The organism is Vibrio sp. 2017_1457_13 (assembly GCF_030851525.1).
In the GTDB taxonomy this organism is placed as follows: domain Bacteria; phylum Pseudomonadota; class Gammaproteobacteria; order Enterobacterales; family Vibrionaceae; genus Vibrio; species Vibrio metschnikovii.
This window is the reverse complement of the sequence record NZ_VHTA01000006.1, coordinates 304,168-322,612: the sequence shown is the minus strand read 5'-3', so window position 1 is coordinate 322,612 and position 18,445 is coordinate 304,168. Positions and strand designations below refer to the sequence as shown.

At 43.1% G+C, this 18,445-nt stretch carries 17 protein-coding genes; 5 read left to right on the top strand and 12 right to left on the bottom strand.

Going from position 1 to position 18,445, the window contains the following annotated elements:
• Positions 1–19: 19 nt before the first annotated feature.
• Both FKN88_RS10835 and FKN88_RS10830 read right to left on the bottom strand, forming a co-directional pair.
• A complete protein-coding gene (locus FKN88_RS10835; protein ID WP_306687490.1) occupies positions 20–532 on the bottom strand; it encodes an ATP-binding protein in 513 nt (170 codons plus the stop codon).
• A 64-nt stretch (positions 533–596) separates the two neighbouring features.
• A complete protein-coding gene (locus tag FKN88_RS10830; RefSeq protein ID WP_306687491.1) occupies positions 597–995 on the bottom strand; it encodes an ASCH domain-containing protein in 399 nt (132 codons plus the stop codon).
• Between the two features lie 158 nt (positions 996–1,153).
• Here FKN88_RS10830 and FKN88_RS10825 point away from each other — a divergent pair, with 158 nt between their 5' ends.
• Entirely contained in the window at positions 1,154–2,176 is a 1,023-nt protein-coding gene (locus tag FKN88_RS10825) for a tyrosine-type recombinase/integrase (protein WP_306687492.1), read from the top strand.
• A gap of 111 nt (positions 2,177–2,287) precedes the next feature.
• Here the strand turns inward: FKN88_RS10825 and FKN88_RS10820 are convergent, their stop codons facing one another.
• Positions 2,288–2,728 (bottom strand): YcgN family cysteine cluster protein, encoded by a 441-nt coding sequence (locus FKN88_RS10820; RefSeq protein WP_217522651.1) that lies wholly within the window; start codon positions 2,726–2,728, stop codon positions 2,288–2,290.
• A 154-nt stretch (positions 2,729–2,882) separates the two neighbouring features.
• Here FKN88_RS10820 and FKN88_RS10815 point away from each other — a divergent pair, with 154 nt between their 5' ends.
• Positions 2,883–3,131, top strand: a complete 249-nt coding sequence (locus FKN88_RS10815; protein ID WP_154167469.1) for a YkgJ family cysteine cluster protein — start codon at positions 2,883–2,885, stop codon at positions 3,129–3,131.
• Here the strand turns inward: FKN88_RS10815 and FKN88_RS10810 are convergent.
• The 7 genes from FKN88_RS10810 to FKN88_RS10780 form a co-directional block, all read right to left on the bottom strand.
• A complete protein-coding gene (locus FKN88_RS10810) occupies positions 3,123–4,529 on the bottom strand; it encodes a sensor domain-containing diguanylate cyclase (protein WP_306687493.1) in 1,407 nt (468 codons plus the stop codon). The genes FKN88_RS10815 and FKN88_RS10810 overlap by 9 nt on opposite strands.
• Positions 4,530–4,736: 207 nt before the next feature.
• Complete coding sequence (gene recR / locus FKN88_RS10805; protein ID WP_004394900.1) at positions 4,737–5,348, bottom strand: recombination mediator RecR; 612 nt, start codon at positions 5,346–5,348, stop codon at positions 4,737–4,739.
• A gap of 18 nt (positions 5,349–5,366) precedes the next feature.
• Positions 5,367–5,696: a YbaB/EbfC family nucleoid-associated protein gene (locus FKN88_RS10800; RefSeq protein WP_004394899.1), complete on the bottom strand. Its 330-nt coding sequence runs from the start codon at positions 5,694–5,696 to the stop codon at positions 5,367–5,369.
• 74 nt (positions 5,697–5,770) lie between these two features.
• Positions 5,771–7,789 carry a DNA polymerase III subunit gamma/tau gene (dnaX, locus tag FKN88_RS10795; RefSeq protein ID WP_154167464.1) on the bottom strand — a complete coding sequence of 673 codons (2,019 nt, stop codon included), beginning with the start codon at positions 7,787–7,789 and terminating at the stop codon, positions 5,771–5,773.
• 21 nt (positions 7,790–7,810) lie between these two features.
• A complete protein-coding gene (gene apt, locus FKN88_RS10790) occupies positions 7,811–8,356 on the bottom strand; it encodes an adenine phosphoribosyltransferase (RefSeq protein ID WP_004394897.1) in 546 nt (181 codons plus the stop codon).
• 137 nt (positions 8,357–8,493) lie between these two features.
• A complete protein-coding gene (locus FKN88_RS10785; RefSeq protein ID WP_154170613.1) occupies positions 8,494–8,889 on the bottom strand; it encodes a YbaN family protein in 396 nt (131 codons plus the stop codon).
• A gap of 44 nt (positions 8,890–8,933) precedes the next feature.
• Positions 8,934–10,037: a response regulator gene (locus tag FKN88_RS10780; RefSeq protein WP_154170611.1), complete on the bottom strand. Its 1,104-nt coding sequence runs from the start codon at positions 10,035–10,037 to the stop codon at positions 8,934–8,936.
• Between the two features lie 459 nt (positions 10,038–10,496).
• On the opposite strand from FKN88_RS10780, the gene FKN88_RS10775 reads away from it, so the two are divergent.
• Positions 10,497–11,372, top strand: a complete 876-nt coding sequence (locus tag FKN88_RS10775; RefSeq protein WP_004394894.1) for a LysR family transcriptional regulator — start codon at positions 10,497–10,499, stop codon at positions 11,370–11,372.
• A 74-nt stretch (positions 11,373–11,446) separates the two neighbouring features.
• Here the strand turns inward: FKN88_RS10775 and fadJ are convergent, their stop codons facing one another.
• Positions 11,447–13,573, bottom strand: a complete 2,127-nt coding sequence (gene fadJ / locus FKN88_RS10770) for a fatty acid oxidation complex subunit alpha FadJ (RefSeq protein ID WP_306687494.1) — start codon at positions 13,571–13,573, stop codon at positions 11,447–11,449.
• Positions 13,573–14,880, bottom strand: a complete 1,308-nt coding sequence (gene fadI, locus FKN88_RS10765) for an acetyl-CoA C-acyltransferase FadI (RefSeq protein ID WP_154170609.1) — start codon at positions 14,878–14,880, stop codon at positions 13,573–13,575. The genes fadJ and fadI overlap by 1 nt, the downstream gene beginning before the upstream one ends.
• Positions 14,881–15,503: 623 nt before the next feature.
• Here fadI and FKN88_RS10760 point away from each other — a divergent pair.
• Both FKN88_RS10760 and FKN88_RS10755 read left to right on the top strand, forming a co-directional pair.
• Positions 15,504–16,784 (top strand): outer membrane protein transport protein, encoded by a 1,281-nt coding sequence (locus FKN88_RS10760; protein WP_170904347.1) that lies wholly within the window; start codon positions 15,504–15,506, stop codon positions 16,782–16,784.
• Positions 16,785–17,083: 299 nt separating this feature from the next.
• Entirely contained in the window at positions 17,084–18,382 is a 1,299-nt protein-coding gene (locus FKN88_RS10755; protein ID WP_154170607.1) for an outer membrane protein transport protein, read from the top strand.
• The last annotated feature ends 63 nt before the right edge of the window (positions 18,383–18,445 follow it).

Below are 18,445 nucleotides of genomic sequence, written 5' to 3'. Positions count from 1 at the left end.
CAGTTATGGCGCCTTTTCTCTATGCTGTAATCCAAGTTATCAATTCGTTAACGTCACTACCTGATTCAAAATTAATTAAAGGGATACTACGTGAACTTGCGAAGTCCTGAGCTCGATTACACTCTGCGATCTGTAAACTTCGTAGTGTTTTTAGACTTAAAGCCTCACCATCTCTAGCTTTTAGCCTCTTATTCACAATTGCCTCATCACAGGTAACATTCACAATTTTCGCGGGCTTGATAGCATCAAAAGTCTCATAATCCAGCTCAATAACCTGTTCATTTTTTCCAATTAAGCAAAAATGTCCATCTAATAAAATGACCTTTTCTGTAATCTTGTTTAAGCCAGCTAACAATGCCAATTGATTCTTCTCAGCATTAGAAACTATCTTACAGGACTCAATGTAACTCGAATTCTGCTTTATCAGATCGCTACATGCATAAATCGGGTAGCCGACAAGCTCTTTTAAAGAACGACATAACGTTCCTTTACCAACACCATGGATACCTGAAATAAAGATGATCTTTGACATACTACCTAGCCTCTTATTGATAGATACAAAAAAGCCAAGCACACTGCTTGGCTTCGAATAATGTTTAGTTTAAGCAAAGGTTGGAAGAAAAATCTAAATATTTAAATGATTGTGGAGCTTTAAAACCGCTGTCATTTTTATAAGGGTCAATAGGTTCTTCATATTTCTTAAGTTCTTTAATTTCAATAGCATAAGCTACTTCTCTGTCAGTAAAGTATTCATCAAAGAACTTTTTATTAATACCTGATGCCTGTTTAGTTTGTTCCCACAGCTCTTCCGGGTGTTTAGCCCATATATGACCAATCTTAAATTCACCTACAATTTTCCCTTCTGGCATTGTTGAATAAATAACCACCGTTTGCACTTCTGGTCTTTTAAATACCGCTTTTCTATATTCGAACAGTTTTTCACCGGAAAAAATCTTTTCGACAAACTCTGGTTTGATGGAAAGTAGTGCTTTCATTCTCATACCCTGACTAAAACTTCTAAGCGCAAATATTAAACGCATATGTCTTTTTTTGCATCCTCAAAATCAACATATACGCCATGAGAAAATATGAACATTGCATATTTGAGAATCAATGATACTGTTAATACATACAGTATTACATGAATAACTATATGTCTATTAGAAACTTGAAAGACGGCAGCAAAAAGCCTTGGCTTTGCGAGTGCTACCCGCAAGGTCGTGCTGGTAAGCGCATTCGTAAACGCTTTGCGACCAAAGGCGAAGCATTGGCCTTTGAACAGTTTACTATGCGTGAAATTCAAGATAAACCATGGCTTGGTGAAAAAACTCAGCGCAAAAGTCTGCTGGATATGATTGATTTATGGCAAGAGCGCCACGGGCAATCACTGACTCATTCCAAATACACTTACAATAAATTAAAAGTGATCGCCCTTGGCCTAGGCGACCCACTTTACACCAAGTTAACTTCATCGATGTTCACGGAATACCGAAGCGCGCGGTTATCTGGTGATATTGCTGACTTAAAAGGCAGAAAAAGCGCCGTTTCTTTTCGTACCTGTAACAACGAACAAGATTTATTGAATGCAGTCATTGTTGAGCTGAAACGAATGGGGGAATGGAAAGGAGAAAACCCATTAGACTCCGTTCGCCAATTCCGACTTCACGAAACTGAGATGGAGTTCTTAACGCTTGATGAAATACGCGAGTTAATCGCGAAAGCAGAAGCCCACGTATTTCATAAAGATCTGCATAAAATTATTAAGCTTTGCTTAGCAACAGGGGCGAGATTTTCAGAGGCAGCAAATTTAACGGGTGCTCAACTGGCTAAGTATAAAGTTACCTTTACCCAAACTAAGGGTAAAAAGAATCGCTCGGTACCGATCAGCAAAGATATCTATGAATTGATTTATAAAGAAGGTTCTGGAGCTTTGTTTAGTATTGGATACTCAACCGTATATCGTTTTATCTCTTCAACAATTCCGAGACTAAAACAGCAAGCGGCTCACGTTCTTCGCCACACGTTCGCAAGCTACTACATGATGAACGGCGGCAACATCATTGCATTGCAAAGAATCCTTGGACACTCTGATATAAAACAAACTATGCGCTATGCCCACCTAGCCCCCGATCACCTAGAAGATGTTATTGAGAAAAACCCTTTAAACACTCTCTAGCTGCCGCCAAAACGTGGCGACAAAGTGGCGGCATAATTTAGCAATATGGGCGATTTATGGCGAATCCTTGCGACTTGATATAATGTAAACCCTTGAAAAGCCTTGATACCGCTAGTTTCTGTTAGGATGGTTTATAATGTGATCTTCCCAATCAATAACATCGATTTCATAAACAACCTGATTACGGACACTTTGCCCTGCCGCATGCATCGCTGCTTTCGACCCCGTGATCAAAGGATGCCATTCAGGTAACGGCTGCTTATCAGCAAGTAACCGATAAGCACAGGTATCAGGTAGCCAATGAAATTCCGCTATCTTGTCTCGCGTAAGTTTTAAACACTCTTCACCAGATTGAAAACGGTTAGGATAGTCTTTGCATGAACAGGTATCGCTATTGAGCCAACTGCAAGCAACATTGGTGTAATAGACTTCATCACTGTCTTCATCCATGAGTTTATGCAAACAACATTTACCACAACCATCGCATAGCGATTCCCACTCCGCTTCGGTCATTTGTTCTAAAGATTTACGTTGCCAAAATGGGATATTCATGAGGGTTTACTACCTAGTTACGATTTCAGCCGGGTGTTATACCTTTCCCGTTTATAAACTGCAAGGTCACAAGGTAATAATTTCGCTGCTGAGAAAGAAAAGATCTGCTAGGATCAGCGCCCGCATTAAACGGGTAATCATCGAAAGGTATAAAATGGACTGTCGTCTCGGTTGTGGCGCATGTTGTATTGCACCCAGTATTTCTTCAGCTATCCCAGGTATGCCCAGCGGTAAGCCTGCTGGAGTGCGTTGTATTCAGCTTAATGAGGACAATCTATGCAAACTCTTTGGTAAACCAGAAAGGCCAACCGTCTGCCACCACTTCAAACCTTGCCCTGTCGTTTGCGGTGACAGCAATCAACAAGCTTTACAAAATCTGATCGAGCTAGAGCAACTAACCTGAATATATAAAAGTAATTACTTGATTCTTCCCATTATGCTTCGCTTGATAAAGCGCTTGATCTGCAAAGCTAAGTTCATAATGTTCAAGCGAATTAGGATAATAAGCAACTCCCAAACTTATCGTAATCACGCCAATTTCAGGGAAACTTTCGATACTGTTTTTAGCAATACGATCAACCAAATGTTGTGCATACTGTTCGGCGTTAAACGATGATGAGAAAAAAGCTAAAATCGCAAATTCTTCTCCACCTATTCGAGCTAAAGCTTGATTATCGATAAGTGATATTTGTGCTTGTTGAGCGACAAATTGAATCACTCGATCACCAGTCGCATGACCAAATTGATCATTCACTGCTTTAAAATTATCAATATCAAATATCATTAAACAAACCCCTGAAGTCCTGCTAGGGATAGTTTCAAGTGTTTGGATGAAGTAACGGCGATTATGAATACCTGTCAGACTATCTGTTTCTGATAGCAAAGTTAGCCGTGCATTCATCTCACGCAGAGCTTTGGTTTTCTTGTCGACACTTCGCTTCAATATGACGATATACGATAACAGCACAATTAATATGAACAGAATAGTAGCAGGAATGAGGTAACGTGGATAAACAGTGTCCACACTATGATGAATCCAACGATAAACAATTCTTGATTTATCTTCAGAATTAAACAGAGAAAAACCTTGCTGGACTATATCAAATACAAGGCTACCTTTCGCAACTGCTGGATATAGCACCCCAGTATACAAATGTTGAACAGGCAGTAACTTCCCTGGTTTATTACCTAAGTGAAGAAAATAATTGGAAACTTGCGTATCTGCAACAAAGGCTTTTAGCCTACCAGATAATGCTTCTTCCATCATAAGTTGATTATTGGTAAAAGTTTTAAGTTTCACATTTGGGTAATGAGTTTGCATGAATTCTTGCTGATACCCACCAAATAAAACACCGACAGGATAGTCATATCCACCTAATAGAAATTCTTTAACTGAAAATTCTTCCAACAAGGAGCGATTAAAATACAATTTAGTATCAATCGTAAATAAAGGCTCAATAAAATCAAAAGATTGCTCTCGCTTGTCAGAACGAACCATACCTACATGCGCGTCCGCTCGACCAGTCAATACATCATCTAAAGATTCTTGCCAGCTATTAACTTTGAATTCAACTGGAATACCTGTAAGTTGTGAGAATTCTTGCCAAAAGTTCACTAACACCCCCATTGCCTCACCTTTATCATTCGTATAAGAATAAGGGTGCCAACTGTTTGTGGTAGCAATAATCAACGGTGGAGATGTACTATCCTTCGCAATTGTGAAAGAACTCCATAACAAGCAGCCAAAAAAAAGCGAGATAATTATTGAAGAGCAATATCGATGACTCGTATATTTTTTCATTAGGTGGCCCATCACTTATGGATTGATTAAGAGTGACATTAGCCATTGATAAATATAAGGCATCACATCATTATTCTGCAGACTATTACACTAATTATAACCATTGCTTATAATTAGTGTAATAGATAAAAATCAAGGGAATTGTTAAAAACCTCAAAACAAAGCTAATCGGTCTGTTTCGAGGTTCTCAAAGGTAGGCAGTCGGAACTAAAAGGTCGTATTAAACTTTTGTCTTCCCAGTAGCGAGTGGGATAATGTTGTTCCATCGACCAATTCTAATTCTCCACCAACAGGAACACCGTGTGCAATGCGACTGGCACTGACCTGATGCTCATGACATAACTCTGCAATATAATGTGCCGTCGCTTCCCCTTCTACCGTAGGGTTGGTAGCGAGAATGACTTCAGAAATACCACCTTTTTGCAGTCGAAAATCCAGCGTATCAAGACCGATATCACTAGGACCAATACCATCTAACGGCGATAAATGTCCCATCAGTACAAAATAACGCCCTGAGAATTGTCCCGTGGCTTCTAATGCTGCAATATCCGCAGGACTTTCAACGACGCAAAGTTGGCCATTTTCTTGTCGTTTCGGATTACGACAAATATCGCACACTTCTTGTTCAGTGAACGTTCGACACTCAGCACAATGTCCCACTTCGACCATGGCTTGATTCAGCGCTTCCGCTAACTGCAAGCCACCTTTTCTATCTCGCTGTAACAAATGAAAGGCCATACGTTGCGCTGACTTGGGGCCAACCCCAGGTAAACAACGTAAGGCCTCCATCAAATGCTCCAGCATATGACTGGTTCGCATTACTAACCTACTTATTGATTAGAATGGCATTTTCATACCTGGTGGTAATTGCATACCCCCAGTGACAGCGGCCATTTTATCTTTTTGTGTTTCTTCCACACGACGAGCGGCATCATTGAACGCAGCTGCAATCAAATCTTCCAGCATCTCTTTGTCATCTTCCATTAAACTTTGATCAATCTCAACGCGACGTACGCTATGACTGCCAGTGATGGTCACTTTTACTAATCCAGCGCCAGATTCACCGACCACTTCCATACTAGCGATTTCTTCTTGTAGCTTTTGCATACGATCTTGCATTTGCTGGGCTTGTTTCATTAAGTTGCCCATACCGCCTTTACCAAACATAGATTATCTCTCTGGTTTTATTCAATTGTTCTACGATAAGTGGGGGTGAAAATAGAAAATCTCAACCCCACTGGTTAAACTGGCCTCACGCTGTCATGATCAAGCTGAGCATGAAAACGTCGCTCAATAAATTGCACATTGGTATCTTGTTTCAAACTTTCTAGCGCCTGAGTGAGCTTTGCTTGATAAAGACGTTCTCTCAGCTCAAGCGGTGTTTCACCGGATTCACCAATATGAATACTTAAATGACACTCTTCTTGTAATTGGTCATTGAGGGCTTGTAAAAGTTCACTCTGAGCCTTATCGGTATTCAAATGAGCATGAGAAGGACGAAGCGTCAGCTCAATATGGGTTCCCTGCTTATGAAATGTTGAATTCAAGGCAAGTTGTTCCACTAATTTAGCCGTCTCTAGCTGAGAGATCAGCTTGGCCCATGAGTCCTGCTCCGCGGCTTCAATGATCAATTTCTCGATCATCTCTGGTGTTTTTTCGTGCTCTAACGCTCGCTTGATTTGTGTGGGCGTCAATTCATTGTGAGTGGATTGACTGGCACTCTCTACCGTACTGGTTGATGGCCGCCATTGATAAACGGACTCTTGCTCGGTTGGCTCTTGATGAGATATCAAAGACTCATTCGGCGGTATCGGCGTTGAAGTCGATTGAGCTCGCTGTGCTACACGATCTAAAATCGAAGTCGGCTTTGCAGATACCGCATCAGGCTTTTTTACTGGCGTACTTTTCGGAGTCAGCCCTTGCCGCTGAGAGCGCAACTGATGACGTAACCCGGCGACAGGTGGAACAACAACCGCTTGTTCTTGTGCTCGCGTCTCTGGCTGAACAACTGGCGGCTCTGGCTCTTTCATCGCGGGTTGAACATTCACTACCTGAGGTTGAGGTGATGTTGCCGGTGCAGTCACTGGACCCTGCATTTGAGCAACCGAACGCTGAGCTGTGTTATCAGAAACCGGTTCGGCGGTTGGCATTGCTAAGCTATGACTCACCGTAACCGACGTTGGTCGAAACGCCATCATACGTAGTGCAACCATTTCAATACCAATTCGCGCCGTTGGAGCCAACGGAAGATCCGCCCGCCCTTTTAATACAATTTGATAATAGAGTTGCACGTCTTGTGGGGCTAGTATTTTAGCTAAATGTTCAATAGCGTCGACATCAGGCTGAGCTTTATCAACGCTACTGGGTAAGGCTTGGCACATAGCAATACGATGCAACTGGGTTGCTAATTGCTGGAGCAATCCATCCCATTCAACCCCATTACTGGCTAATTGTTCAATACACGCCATCATGCTCTGTGGTTGCTGGCTACTGATCGCTTGCAATAAATGCAATGCTTGATCAGTAGCCAGTGTACCGAGCATATGCGAAACCACGCTGTGTTCGATAACACCGTTACCGAGCGCAATAGCCTGATCGGTTAAACTTAACGCATCGCGCATACTGCCATCCGCGGCATGCGCGATCATGGCGAGTGACTTACTATCGCTGTTTACATTTTCGGCTTGCAATACATGTTCAAGCTGTTGCCGAATATTCTCAACACTGATCGGCTTAAGATGAAATTGTAGACAGCGTGATAAAATCGTAACCGGTAATTTCTGTGGATCCGTCGTCGCCAGCAAAAATTTGACGTACTCTGGTGGCTCTTCTAATGTCTTCAGCAAAGCATTAAAGCTATGCCGAGAAAGCATATGAACTTCATCGATCAAGTAGACTTTAAAGCGTCCGCGCGCCGGCTTGTATTGGACGTTATCAAGCAGCTCACGAGTATCTTCAACTTTGGTGCGCGATGCGGCGTCAATTTCTAATAAATCAACAAAACGCCCCTGATCGATCTCTTTGCAGGTCGCACATTGACCGCAAGGGGTAGCGGTAATGCCTGTTTCACAGTTTAAGCCCTTGGCAAATAAACGCCCAATCGTGGTTTTTCCCACGCCACGAGTACCACTAAATAAATACGCATGATGCAAACGATTCTGTGTTAGTGCATTTTCTAAAGCGGTTAATACGTGAGCTTGCCCTACCACCGCTTTAAATGTGTTAGGACGCCATTTTCGTGCTAAAGCAAGATAACTCATGAAACCTTCCGTTATGGATATTTAGTGACCGTCAAACTCACAAATGCTGTATACCTCTAACCCTAAAGCTTCAAGACGTTTATCACCACCGATTTCCGGCAGGTTAATCACAAATGCAGCGTGTTGAACAACACCGCCTAATTGACGAATAAGCTGTGTTGTCGCCTCAATCGTGCCACCAGTAGCCAGTAAATCGTCGACAACTAACACTTTATCGCCTGGTTTGATGGCATCGACGTGAATTTCTAACGTATCCGTGCCATATTCTAAATCGTACGATTGGGCGAGCGTTTTACGCGGCAGCTTTCCAGGTTTACGAACAGGAACAAACCCTACCCCAAGCTCTAAAGCCAATGGCGCTCCAAACAAAAATCCACGCGCTTCCGTACCCACCACTTTGTTAAACCCCATGGCTTGATATTTTTCAACCAACAAACGAATGGTGGCTTGATAAGCGACAGCGTCTTCCAACAAACTGGTGACATCGCGAAAGAGAATCCCTGGCTTTGGATAGTCAGCAATGGTTTTAATGCTAGATTTGATAAGAGTAAGAGTTTCGGTTGTCATAGCTACATTAACTTCGATTGATTGACCATGATAAGTATCACCATGATCTAGAATGAGAATTTATACGTGCACATCAAACTGCACGTCGATTAAAAAGCAAAAGCCCACTCGAAGAGCGGGCACACTTCCCAGTAATGCTAGTGATTTTCTTGTTGGTTAGCAACCAACTCATACGTAGGTAAGCGAAGAAACCAACTGAGCAGTATCACTAATAATCCCAAAAGCATTATTTTTAACCACATTAGAGGAACGATAGCAATAGACAAAGCAAAGCTCGCCATCATGCACAAAGCACCTCGCCATTTTACTCGTTTCGAGATGGCGCGATTCTGTTGCCAATTAAGTAACATTGGCCCTAGTGTAGCATGCCGATGTAACCATGAGTGAAACCTAGGGCTACTACGCACAAAACAAGCGCTAGCGAGCAATAAAAATGGTGTGGTTGGCAACAGGGGTAACACCACACCCAGAAGGCCAAGTGCTACGCTAAGGCCACCAACAACATTGAGTAAAACATGACGAATATTGATGATGGGCCTCGCTGAACATTGAGTGAATATACCATCGGTAAAGGCTGTTAACTCTTATTACCTTGATAAATATCTAATGTAAAACTACTGGAACCAAGACAACTGATCGATACTTGACAAGCACTTTGGATAGGTAAGTCTTTGGTAATGAAGTTCTTTAAGCAATTATCCCCTAATTTTACACCGGGAGCAATTGACTGAGAGAGATAACCATTAGACCAATGGCATGCTAATCCCGCAGGTAAAATGGACAAAGTCTTATCGGTCAAATCAGCAATACCAAATAAGGCACAAACAGGCACGCCACCTTCAGAGCACTCGATACCTCGTTCAAAGATTTCGGCCAGATCTTTTAAATCAGCGCTGAAACTACGCAAGTTACGCAAATAGTCATTAAATAAAGCGCGGATCAATAATGTACTCGCGACCCCTAATTGCTGATCACTCGACGAATCAACGATGTAAAAAGCAAACTGCCCATTGATTAACCAAGCATAATCAAACACTAATGGCATGGCTTCTGTCGACTGTAACAGTCGGTAGCTGCACTTCCAAGCACCTTGTGAAGTGTCATTATCGGGCAACAGTGCTTGTAGTAACTCTCTGGCCGTATTGGGGTTTTCTCGTAAATGCTCAAGATGCCAATGCAACTCTTGCTCTTCAGGAAGCTCGCCGCCACCGTCGACTCGAAACCACTGGCTCGAAAAGTCACGTTGATCATTGAGATGATGCATCGCATCTTCTAATGTATTTTCAATCGCGCAACTAAGATTTTCATGATTACCAATCGGTTTGGGTAAAAAATCTTTGATGCCATAGCGAAGCACTTTGGCCACATCCGACATTTCTCCCGTGGCTGACACGACAATCATTGGCAACGATGGATACTCCAAACTTACCTCTTCAACAAACTCAATACCGTTTAATACAGGCATAGAAAGGTCGCACAGTAATAAATCTGGCTCGTTTGAACGTAGCTTTTTCAATCCATCTAAACCATCTTTAGCTTCAACGACTTTATACCCTTTCGCGGCCAGATAACCACTGGTCACTCGCCTGAAAATAGGGTCATCATCAACCAGCATGATCATTTTCTCTTGGCCAGCATTACCGTCCGATAGATTCCTAGCTTTAATGTAATCTTTATACATAGCACCTACTCCACTATGTGCTCACGATTCGTATGATTAGCTCATCAATCTCCATCAATGCTCAGGCTACCTAGCACCCATTTAAGCTACCTGATTGATTAGCCATGACTCACCGACGTTACCTGATTCATCTTCTACCAAACCCTACGAATAACATCGTGTACTTGCTCATTAAAAATAGTCTTGAAACGACATTTATACAAATATTCCACTTTTTATCTGCATCACATACTATATGTATGATTTACGAGATTTTACTGGTAAAAATAACCAGCCAGATACCATGCATAAATACGATAATTTACAAAATTAGTTACCATAACGCTAATCAATCTATCATTAGATGAACAAAAAAATAGAGCGAGTCGACAAATCGTTCTACAAGTTGATATGACTCAAGCCTTACTTGCTGATATCCGTATAAATTAACTAAAACGGTAAAATAATGTGTCAGGAACAATGAAATTAGATGACTTAAACCTTTTTCGACTGGTTGTTGAACACGGCAGCTATACCGCGACCTCGCGTAAAACCATGATCCCGGTTGCGACAATTACCCGACGCATTCAAGCTTTGGAGGATTCCTTAAATTTAAGATTGCTCAATCGGCACGCTCGAAAGCTGACTTTAACTGAAGCTGGGGAACGTTTTTTCAGAGATTGTTCACCGTTACTACAACGTTTAGCCAGCATGGCGGAAGCGATCACTGATGAATGTCGTGGAGCATCAGGCACAATTCGACTTTCCGCACCAGAAAATTTAACCAAGCGGATGATGATGCCGATGTTTAACGCCTTTATGCATCAGTATCCGGATATTAATCTTGAATTAACGACCAGTAATCATGCCGTTCAACTCGATCCTACCGAATGGGACGTTATTTTCCGAGTCGGGCCACAACGTGATTCCAGTTTGATCGCCAGAAAGATCAGTGAAGTTAAAGACATTTTAGTCGCCAGCCCTCTCTATCTAGCCAAACATCCCACACCCACTCACGCTGAACAACTCAGCCAATATTCCCTATTGAAAGGCGATCCATTACTCAAATGGCAACTGTGTAATGATAAAGGGGAAACGTGCATCAATAACGATGTGGGAAGGTTTCAAGCCAGTACCCTCAACGTGGTGCGCAGCGCTTGTTCGGATGGATTAGGTATTACTTTAATGCCTGATGTGATGTTAAAAGAATTTCTTGCAGATGGTAGTTTGGTGCGCGTCTTACCCGACTGGAGTGCTAACCCGCGAGACATTTATATGCTGTACAATCATAAAGATCATTTACCAGAAAAAGTCCGTCTATTTATTGATTTTGTTATTGCTTATCACATCCACTGATCGATGGTTAGAAATAAAGAGGAGAGTGGCGATTGACCACTCTCCTCTTTTTTCAGTTGTTAATCGAGCATCGCTTATGAGTAGAAAAGCTTCCCTACACTCGCTCGAGTAATTAACGCATCGCACGGTGCGAAATGGTCACCGTATTTTTGAGCGTGTTGCTTCATTTGCTCAATCAGTTTATCCAAACCAATTTGATCCATATAGCGGAAAGGGCCACCAAGGAAAGGAGGGAAACCAATCCCAAAAATCGCCCCGATATCGCCGTCACGTGGCGAGTGGATAATCCCCTTATCCAAACAACGAGCCGCTTCATTGAGCATCGGTAACACACAACGCATGGCAATCTCTTGCTCATCCCACTTTGATTCTGGAGTTAGATTCAACAATTTGTAAACTGACTTATCGACCTCTTTTTTCTTACTGCCTTTTTTGTAACTGTAGAAGCCTTTGCCTGTTTTTCGTCCTTTACGATTATCGTTTAATAAAACCTCAAATACGTCCGGTCCCTTAAAACGCGGCCCAAGCTCATTGACCAAAATAGGCATAATTTTTGAGCCAACATCGATCCCTACTTCATCCAATAACGTAATTGGCCCAACGGGGAAACCAAAGTTCAGTAACGCTTTATCGATTTTTTCTATCGTTTCGCCAGCCATCAGTACATTAGCCGCTTCATTCATATAAGGAGCTAGAATACGGTTAACATAAAAACCAGCGCGATCTTTGACTACGATCGGGGTTTTGCCCTGTTTTTTCGCTAACGCCACCACGGTCGCTATCGTTTCAGGTGACGTCGTGCTATGTGGGATCACTTCGACTAATGGCATCTTTTCAACCGGACTAAAATAATGTAGGCCAACGATATTTTCTGGCCGAGTGGCTTTTTCGGCAATCTGCCCAATCGGTAAAGAAGAAGTATTGGTTGCAAAAATAGTACTAGGCTGAGCGTGTTGCTCGACATCGGCCACCATCTGCTGTTTAAGCGCCAAATCTTCAAAGACCGCTTCGATCACCACGTCCGTTTGCTGAAAACCTCTAAAATCCGTACCACCAGCCAATTGCATCATGCTATTTTGCAGTTGCGCTTTACTGATGATTTTGCGTTTACGCTGCTTCTCAAATAGACCGTAGTTATAGCTCAAAGCATTAAGAATGCCGTCGTTAGAAACATCTTTAATTCTGACCGGCAGTTTTGCTTTAGCCACGCTAACATGGCTGATCCCCGCCCCCATTAAGCCGCCACCTAACACGCTAACGTGTTTGACTGACTTAGGCTCAGCATCACTACCGTGCTCTTTTTTCATTTCCGTGGTAGCAAAAAATATCGAACGTAATGCTTTAGATTCATTGGTCATCACCAACTCACCAAAGCGTTTCGCTTCTTGCTCCAAACCTGCTTTCAACCCTTTATCCAGTCCATGCTCAATGACTTCTAAAATGGCCTTAGCCGCAGGATAATTGCCGCGCGTTTTCTGTTCGGTTTTCTTGCTCGCTTGGTCAAAAATAATTTTGCGGCCAAGGCCCGTATTAGCAAGCAGTTTTTCTTTTAAAGATGGTTTAGCTTGGCGACGTTTCTTACTATTGTCACCGACAAAACGTAACGCCACTCCTAATAAGACACTCTGAGGCACGCAAGCATCAACGACGCCTAGTTTATAAGCCTTTTTAGCGCGCAGTTGTTTACCGGTCAAAATTAAATCTAACGAAGGAAGTAGACCTATTAAACGAGGTAAACGCTGCGTTCCCCCCGATCCGGGCAGTAAACCCAACATCACCTCAGGTAAACCTAAACGTGTTTTATCATCATCCGTACACACACGATAATCACACGCCAGTGCCAGCTCTAATCCTCCGCCTAAGCAAGGGCCATGAATCGCAGCTACAACAGGGAATGGTAAGTCTTCTAGCTGTTGGAACATCTGCTGTCCGCGCGTGGCTAAGGCCTGTGCTTCTTGAGCAGAAGTGCAGGCATCCAGCATTCGAACATCCGCACCGGCAATAAAGTTATCTGGCTTTAACGAATGGATGACTAAGCCTTTAAGCTGTTTTTTCTGTTCATTAAGCTGCTTAAATACCGCCAACATCTCATCGGCAAATGCGGCCTGAAGAGTGTTCATTTTTTCACCGGGAACATCAATCGCGAGCCAAGCAATGTGCTGCTCATCAATCGTTAAGTGAAATGCTTTTGCCTCGCTCATTATTCAACCTCCAAAATCATTGCCGCACCTAAGCCACCAGCGGCACAAGCAGTATTCAATGCTAGCCCACCACCACGACGTTGTAATTCACGCAAGGTTTGCGTGATCATTCGCGCTCCCGTCGCCGCAAAAGGGTGACCATAAGCAATCGAACCACCAAGCACATTGAATTTATCCATATCAATTTCACCAATCGCTTTACTGCGGCCCAAGTATTGCTGAGCAAAACTATCGCTAGCGAACATTTTCACATTGGCTAAGGTCTGCGCCGCAAACGCTTCGTGCATATCGATTAATGTTAAATCTTTCAGTTCGATCCCAGCTCGCTCTAGCGCTAATGGCGTCGCGAAGGAAGGCCCCATCAACATATCTTTTTCAACGCCAATCGCCGAAAATGCATAAGAGCGAATGTAGCCAAGAATATCCAAGCCCAGCTCTTTGGCTCGCCCTTCACGCATTAACAGAATGGCCGCCGCACCATCAGTGAGCGGCGTACTGTTAGCCGCGGTCACACTGCCATATTGGCGATCAAAAGCGGGGCGAAGCTTAGCGTAACCCTCTAAAGTAGAATCAAAACGCACATTATTGTCTTTATCGAGCCACTTCTTATACGGCTCAGGGAAAGCGGTCATCACCTCACCGGCTATCTTGCCTTCATTCCATGCTTGGGCAGCCAAGGTGTGAGAACGATGCGCTAAAGCATCTTGATCCGCGCGTGAGATACCATGCGACTTCGCCATTTGCTCAGCGGTCTGTCCCATCGATAACCCTGTCGAATATTCGGCAACGGCAGGCGGAACTGGCATTAAATCTTTAACTGATAATGACTTTAATACGTTGAATTTTTGACTCAGTGTTTTCGTTTTACTGAGCGCTAATAAGCTCGCTGCCAGTTTTTTAGAAACGCCAATCGGTAAAACGGAAGAGGAATCCGCGCCACCAGCGATGCCAATATCGATAATACCAGCCATGATACTTTCAGCGACGTTAACCGCAGATTGAAAACTGGTTGCACAAGCACGCGTCACACTGTAAGCGTCAGTATGAATATTCATCCCCGTGCCTAGCACAATTTCCCGAGCAATATTGGGTGCTTCTGGCATCTGAACCACTTGGCCAAAAACCAACTGTTCGATGAGTTGTGGATCAATGTCGGTTCGAGTGAGCAGTTCATTAACCACCATCTTGCCTAAATCTATCGCGGGTACTTGCGCAAACTCCGTACTTTGACGTGCAAAAGGGGTACGAATACCTGCAACAATAGCAACACGCTCTCCTGAGCGTGTTCTGACTTCCTGCTTGCCCATTATTTCTCCTTAGAATAAGAGGTCTGACCTGAGAAGCATTGTAATCAAATTGTTACATCAATCAAACAACTGTTTAAATAAACGTGATTGCGGCAGCGAAAGCAAGCAAAAAAAAACCACACAAAGCTGTGTGGTTGGAATGTTATACAAAGCAATTAACCTAAGCCAATTGAAATAATCAGTTTCCTGATTAGGAGAAAGTAAAGTCAGCCTTCAAAAGGAAGTGTCATCTTGCTCAACATGTTAGCTACTAGAGCTAACGAGATGACAAGAGGTAATATAGCGACTTAAACAAAGCGTAGTTTGCATTAGATCAAGTTTATGCTGGTTTAGCCCACCAATACCGGCGAAAAATTGTTCTAGATCAATTTTTTTCGAGTTATCACCTTGTGTAACACAAGGCAGTAACAGCCAAATAAGCGCCATTTTAATAGAGCCAAAACTCTACTTTTAACTTTTTATTTACAATTTAATGCCAAATTGCTAGCAATTTTAAAGATTTAATCGCGCCTTAGACAATGGTCGGATTTCTATCTCCTATACTTGCGACTAGTATCAGCCAGCCACTGAGCTTTTGCTCAACACAACGCCCATTAGAGGCGATATAACAAGGAAAAAGCACCATGAACAAGACGCGTCTGTTTAAAAAGTCACTGCTTGCTGTGACCATCTCTCTCGCTACTCAACAAGCTATGGCCGCCGGCTTTCAGCTTAACGCTCAATCAGCAACAGGCCTTGGCCGTGCGTTTGCCGGTGATGCCGTAATTGCCGATAACGCCGCCGTAATGTCACGTAACCCTGCCGCGATGGCTCTCTTTGACAAAATGGAGCTATCACTCGGTTTTGAAGCCATTATAACTGATATACGTGTTAAAAATGGAACCTATCAATCGCTCCCAGGTACACCATTTGCACAATCCAGAGATGCTAATTACGATGATGCTGGTGGTACTTCCATTGCGCCTAATATTCATTTGATCGTCCCAGTCAACGAGCAATTCGCTTGGGGGGTAAACGCCTATTCTAACTTTGGCACTCGTACCGATTTTGGCTCTAACTACGCTGGTGGTGAGTTCGGAGGGGAAACAGAAATTCTTAGCGTCAACTTTGGCGTTTCCGGCTCCTATCGCATTGACTCACAATGGAGTATTGGCGCAGGGCTTGATCTGATTTACGGTCAAGGAACATTAAAGCGCTCATTTCGTAACGATATCTACACTGGCCCTGTGGTGGATCAAACTACAGGTATGTTAAATGCTCTAAATGGCCGTAGTATCGTTGACATAGATAAAGCAGATGGCTTCGGGGTTGGTTTTAATATCGGTACCGTTTATGAATTGGATGAGAATAACCGCTTTGGTCTTTCTTATCGTTATAGCCCAACCATAACAGCTAAAGATGGCGATAAAGAAATCAAGTTACCGTTACCAGATATGGCCGAGTTTTCTGGTTACCACCGCATAGACAATACCCCCTTTGCTGTCCACTATAGTGTGCAATACATTGGTTGGAGTGCTTTTGATACTTTGGAATTTAAGAACCAAAATATCGATGAAAAAGATTATCAATGGAAAGACGGTTGGCACTACTCTATTGGCGGTACTTACTTCCTAAACCGCGATTGGACACTGCGTGCCGGCTATATGTACGATACCAGCGCGCAAGATAAAATCACCTCAATTTCAGTACCGGATTCCGATCGTCAATGGTTATCAGCGGGCTTCACCTATCAAATTGATGACAAGTCTAATTTTGACTTTGGCTTTACTTACTTAATGGGTAAAGATGTAAAGGTTGATGAAACAATTAACAATCCGACAACGGGCCAAACTATTTCGACAATTTCTGCGACTACCAAAGCAGATGCAATCTTAGTCGGCTTACAATATAGCCGTAGCTTCTAAGTTTGGTTTAATTTAAACACGTATCTTAATGGGCTGAATCATCAGCCCTTTTTTTATTTATTCACCTCACAGGCGCTCTTTTAAGCTTACAGCTGTGCTTAAAAAGGGCAGTTACATCCTACATCTGTTCGCTGAACTTTCACCCCACCAGAACACAAACCAGATTAATAGGCAAGTTAATAATAGAAAGTCGATATAAAACTCTAAATATTGATAATTTATTGTTTTTATTTGTTAAGGCGACTCGCTCTCTTTACACTTTTCGCCACTATTGACTAACCATTTCAGCGAACATAACCATGAACAATAATCAAAAAACGTTATCGATAGCCGTTGCGTTCGGCTTAATGGGACTACCAACCTACGCTCAAGCTGCGGGATTTCAACTAGCAGAATACTCAGCGACGGGCCTTGGTCGAGCGTACGCGGGTGAAGCAGCCATGGCTGACAATGCTGGCTCACAATGGCGTAACCCTGCGATGTTAACCTACCTGCCTGGCACGCAATTTTCTGCTGGTGCGATTTACGTTAACCCCAATATTGATGTTAATGGCACAGTGACTCATACCAATTTGGGCCAAACCAGCGCGACGGCAAAAGATTTCGCCCATGACGCTATCGTCCCAAATGCTTATTTCTCTCATCAATTGAATGACCGGACCTTTTTAGGTTTAGCTATCGGCACCAATTATGGCATGGAAACCGAGCTACCTAACTTTGCTGCTAGCCATTTTGGCGATCAGGCGAAAATCATCACCGCCGAAGCGAACGTTAACCTCGGCTATCAACTGACCGACGCAGTCAGTGTCGGGGCTGGTGTACGCTATGTGATCGGTGAAGGTCATTTTGGGGCCAGTGTGCCGGAAAAAAATATCGTTGGAATGGATGGAACAAACCCAATAAAGGCACCTCAAGGAACTATTTTAAAATATATGGAAGGGGACGATACCAGTTGGGGCTGGCAGGCTGGTACCGCTTGGCAAATCAACCCAAATCATCGAGTGGCTTTTACCTATAAATCACAAGTCGTGATGGACTTTGATGGTCATGCTGAAGGGATCCCATACGGAAAACACAAACCGGGGCAACTCGCTGTGACTTTACCAGCGACGGCAGAGCTAGCTAGCTTTCACCAATTAACCGAACAATGGGCATTGCACAGTAGTATTAATTGGACGGATTGGAGTAGCTTTGATCAATTGGTGGCTAACTTTCATGATGGCACTCCTAATGACTTGATTAAATTAGAAAACTGGAAAGATAACTACCGTTTTGCGTTAGGGACCAGCTACGCTTGGGATCAAGATTTGACCCTACGTGCAGGCATTGCCTATGACTTATCCGCAGTAAGTACAAAATATCGTACAGCGACCATTCCAGAAACCGATCGTACTTGGTTAAGTATTGGTGCGGGCTATCGAGCCACGAAACAACTGACCCTTGATGCTGGCTTTACCTATATTTTTGCTAAAAAAGCTTCGCTGTATGAGCCTCGCGATGGATCCGACGACCAAGCCGCAGCGATTGGCGGCGCGTTTGCTGGAGAAGTGACCGGACACGTATGGTTAGTCGGTGTGCAAGCCAGCTATGCTTTCTAAACTTAAGTAATATTAAACCGTTAGTATAGCGATGCTGTTTAAGCACAAAGAGAAAGACTGAGG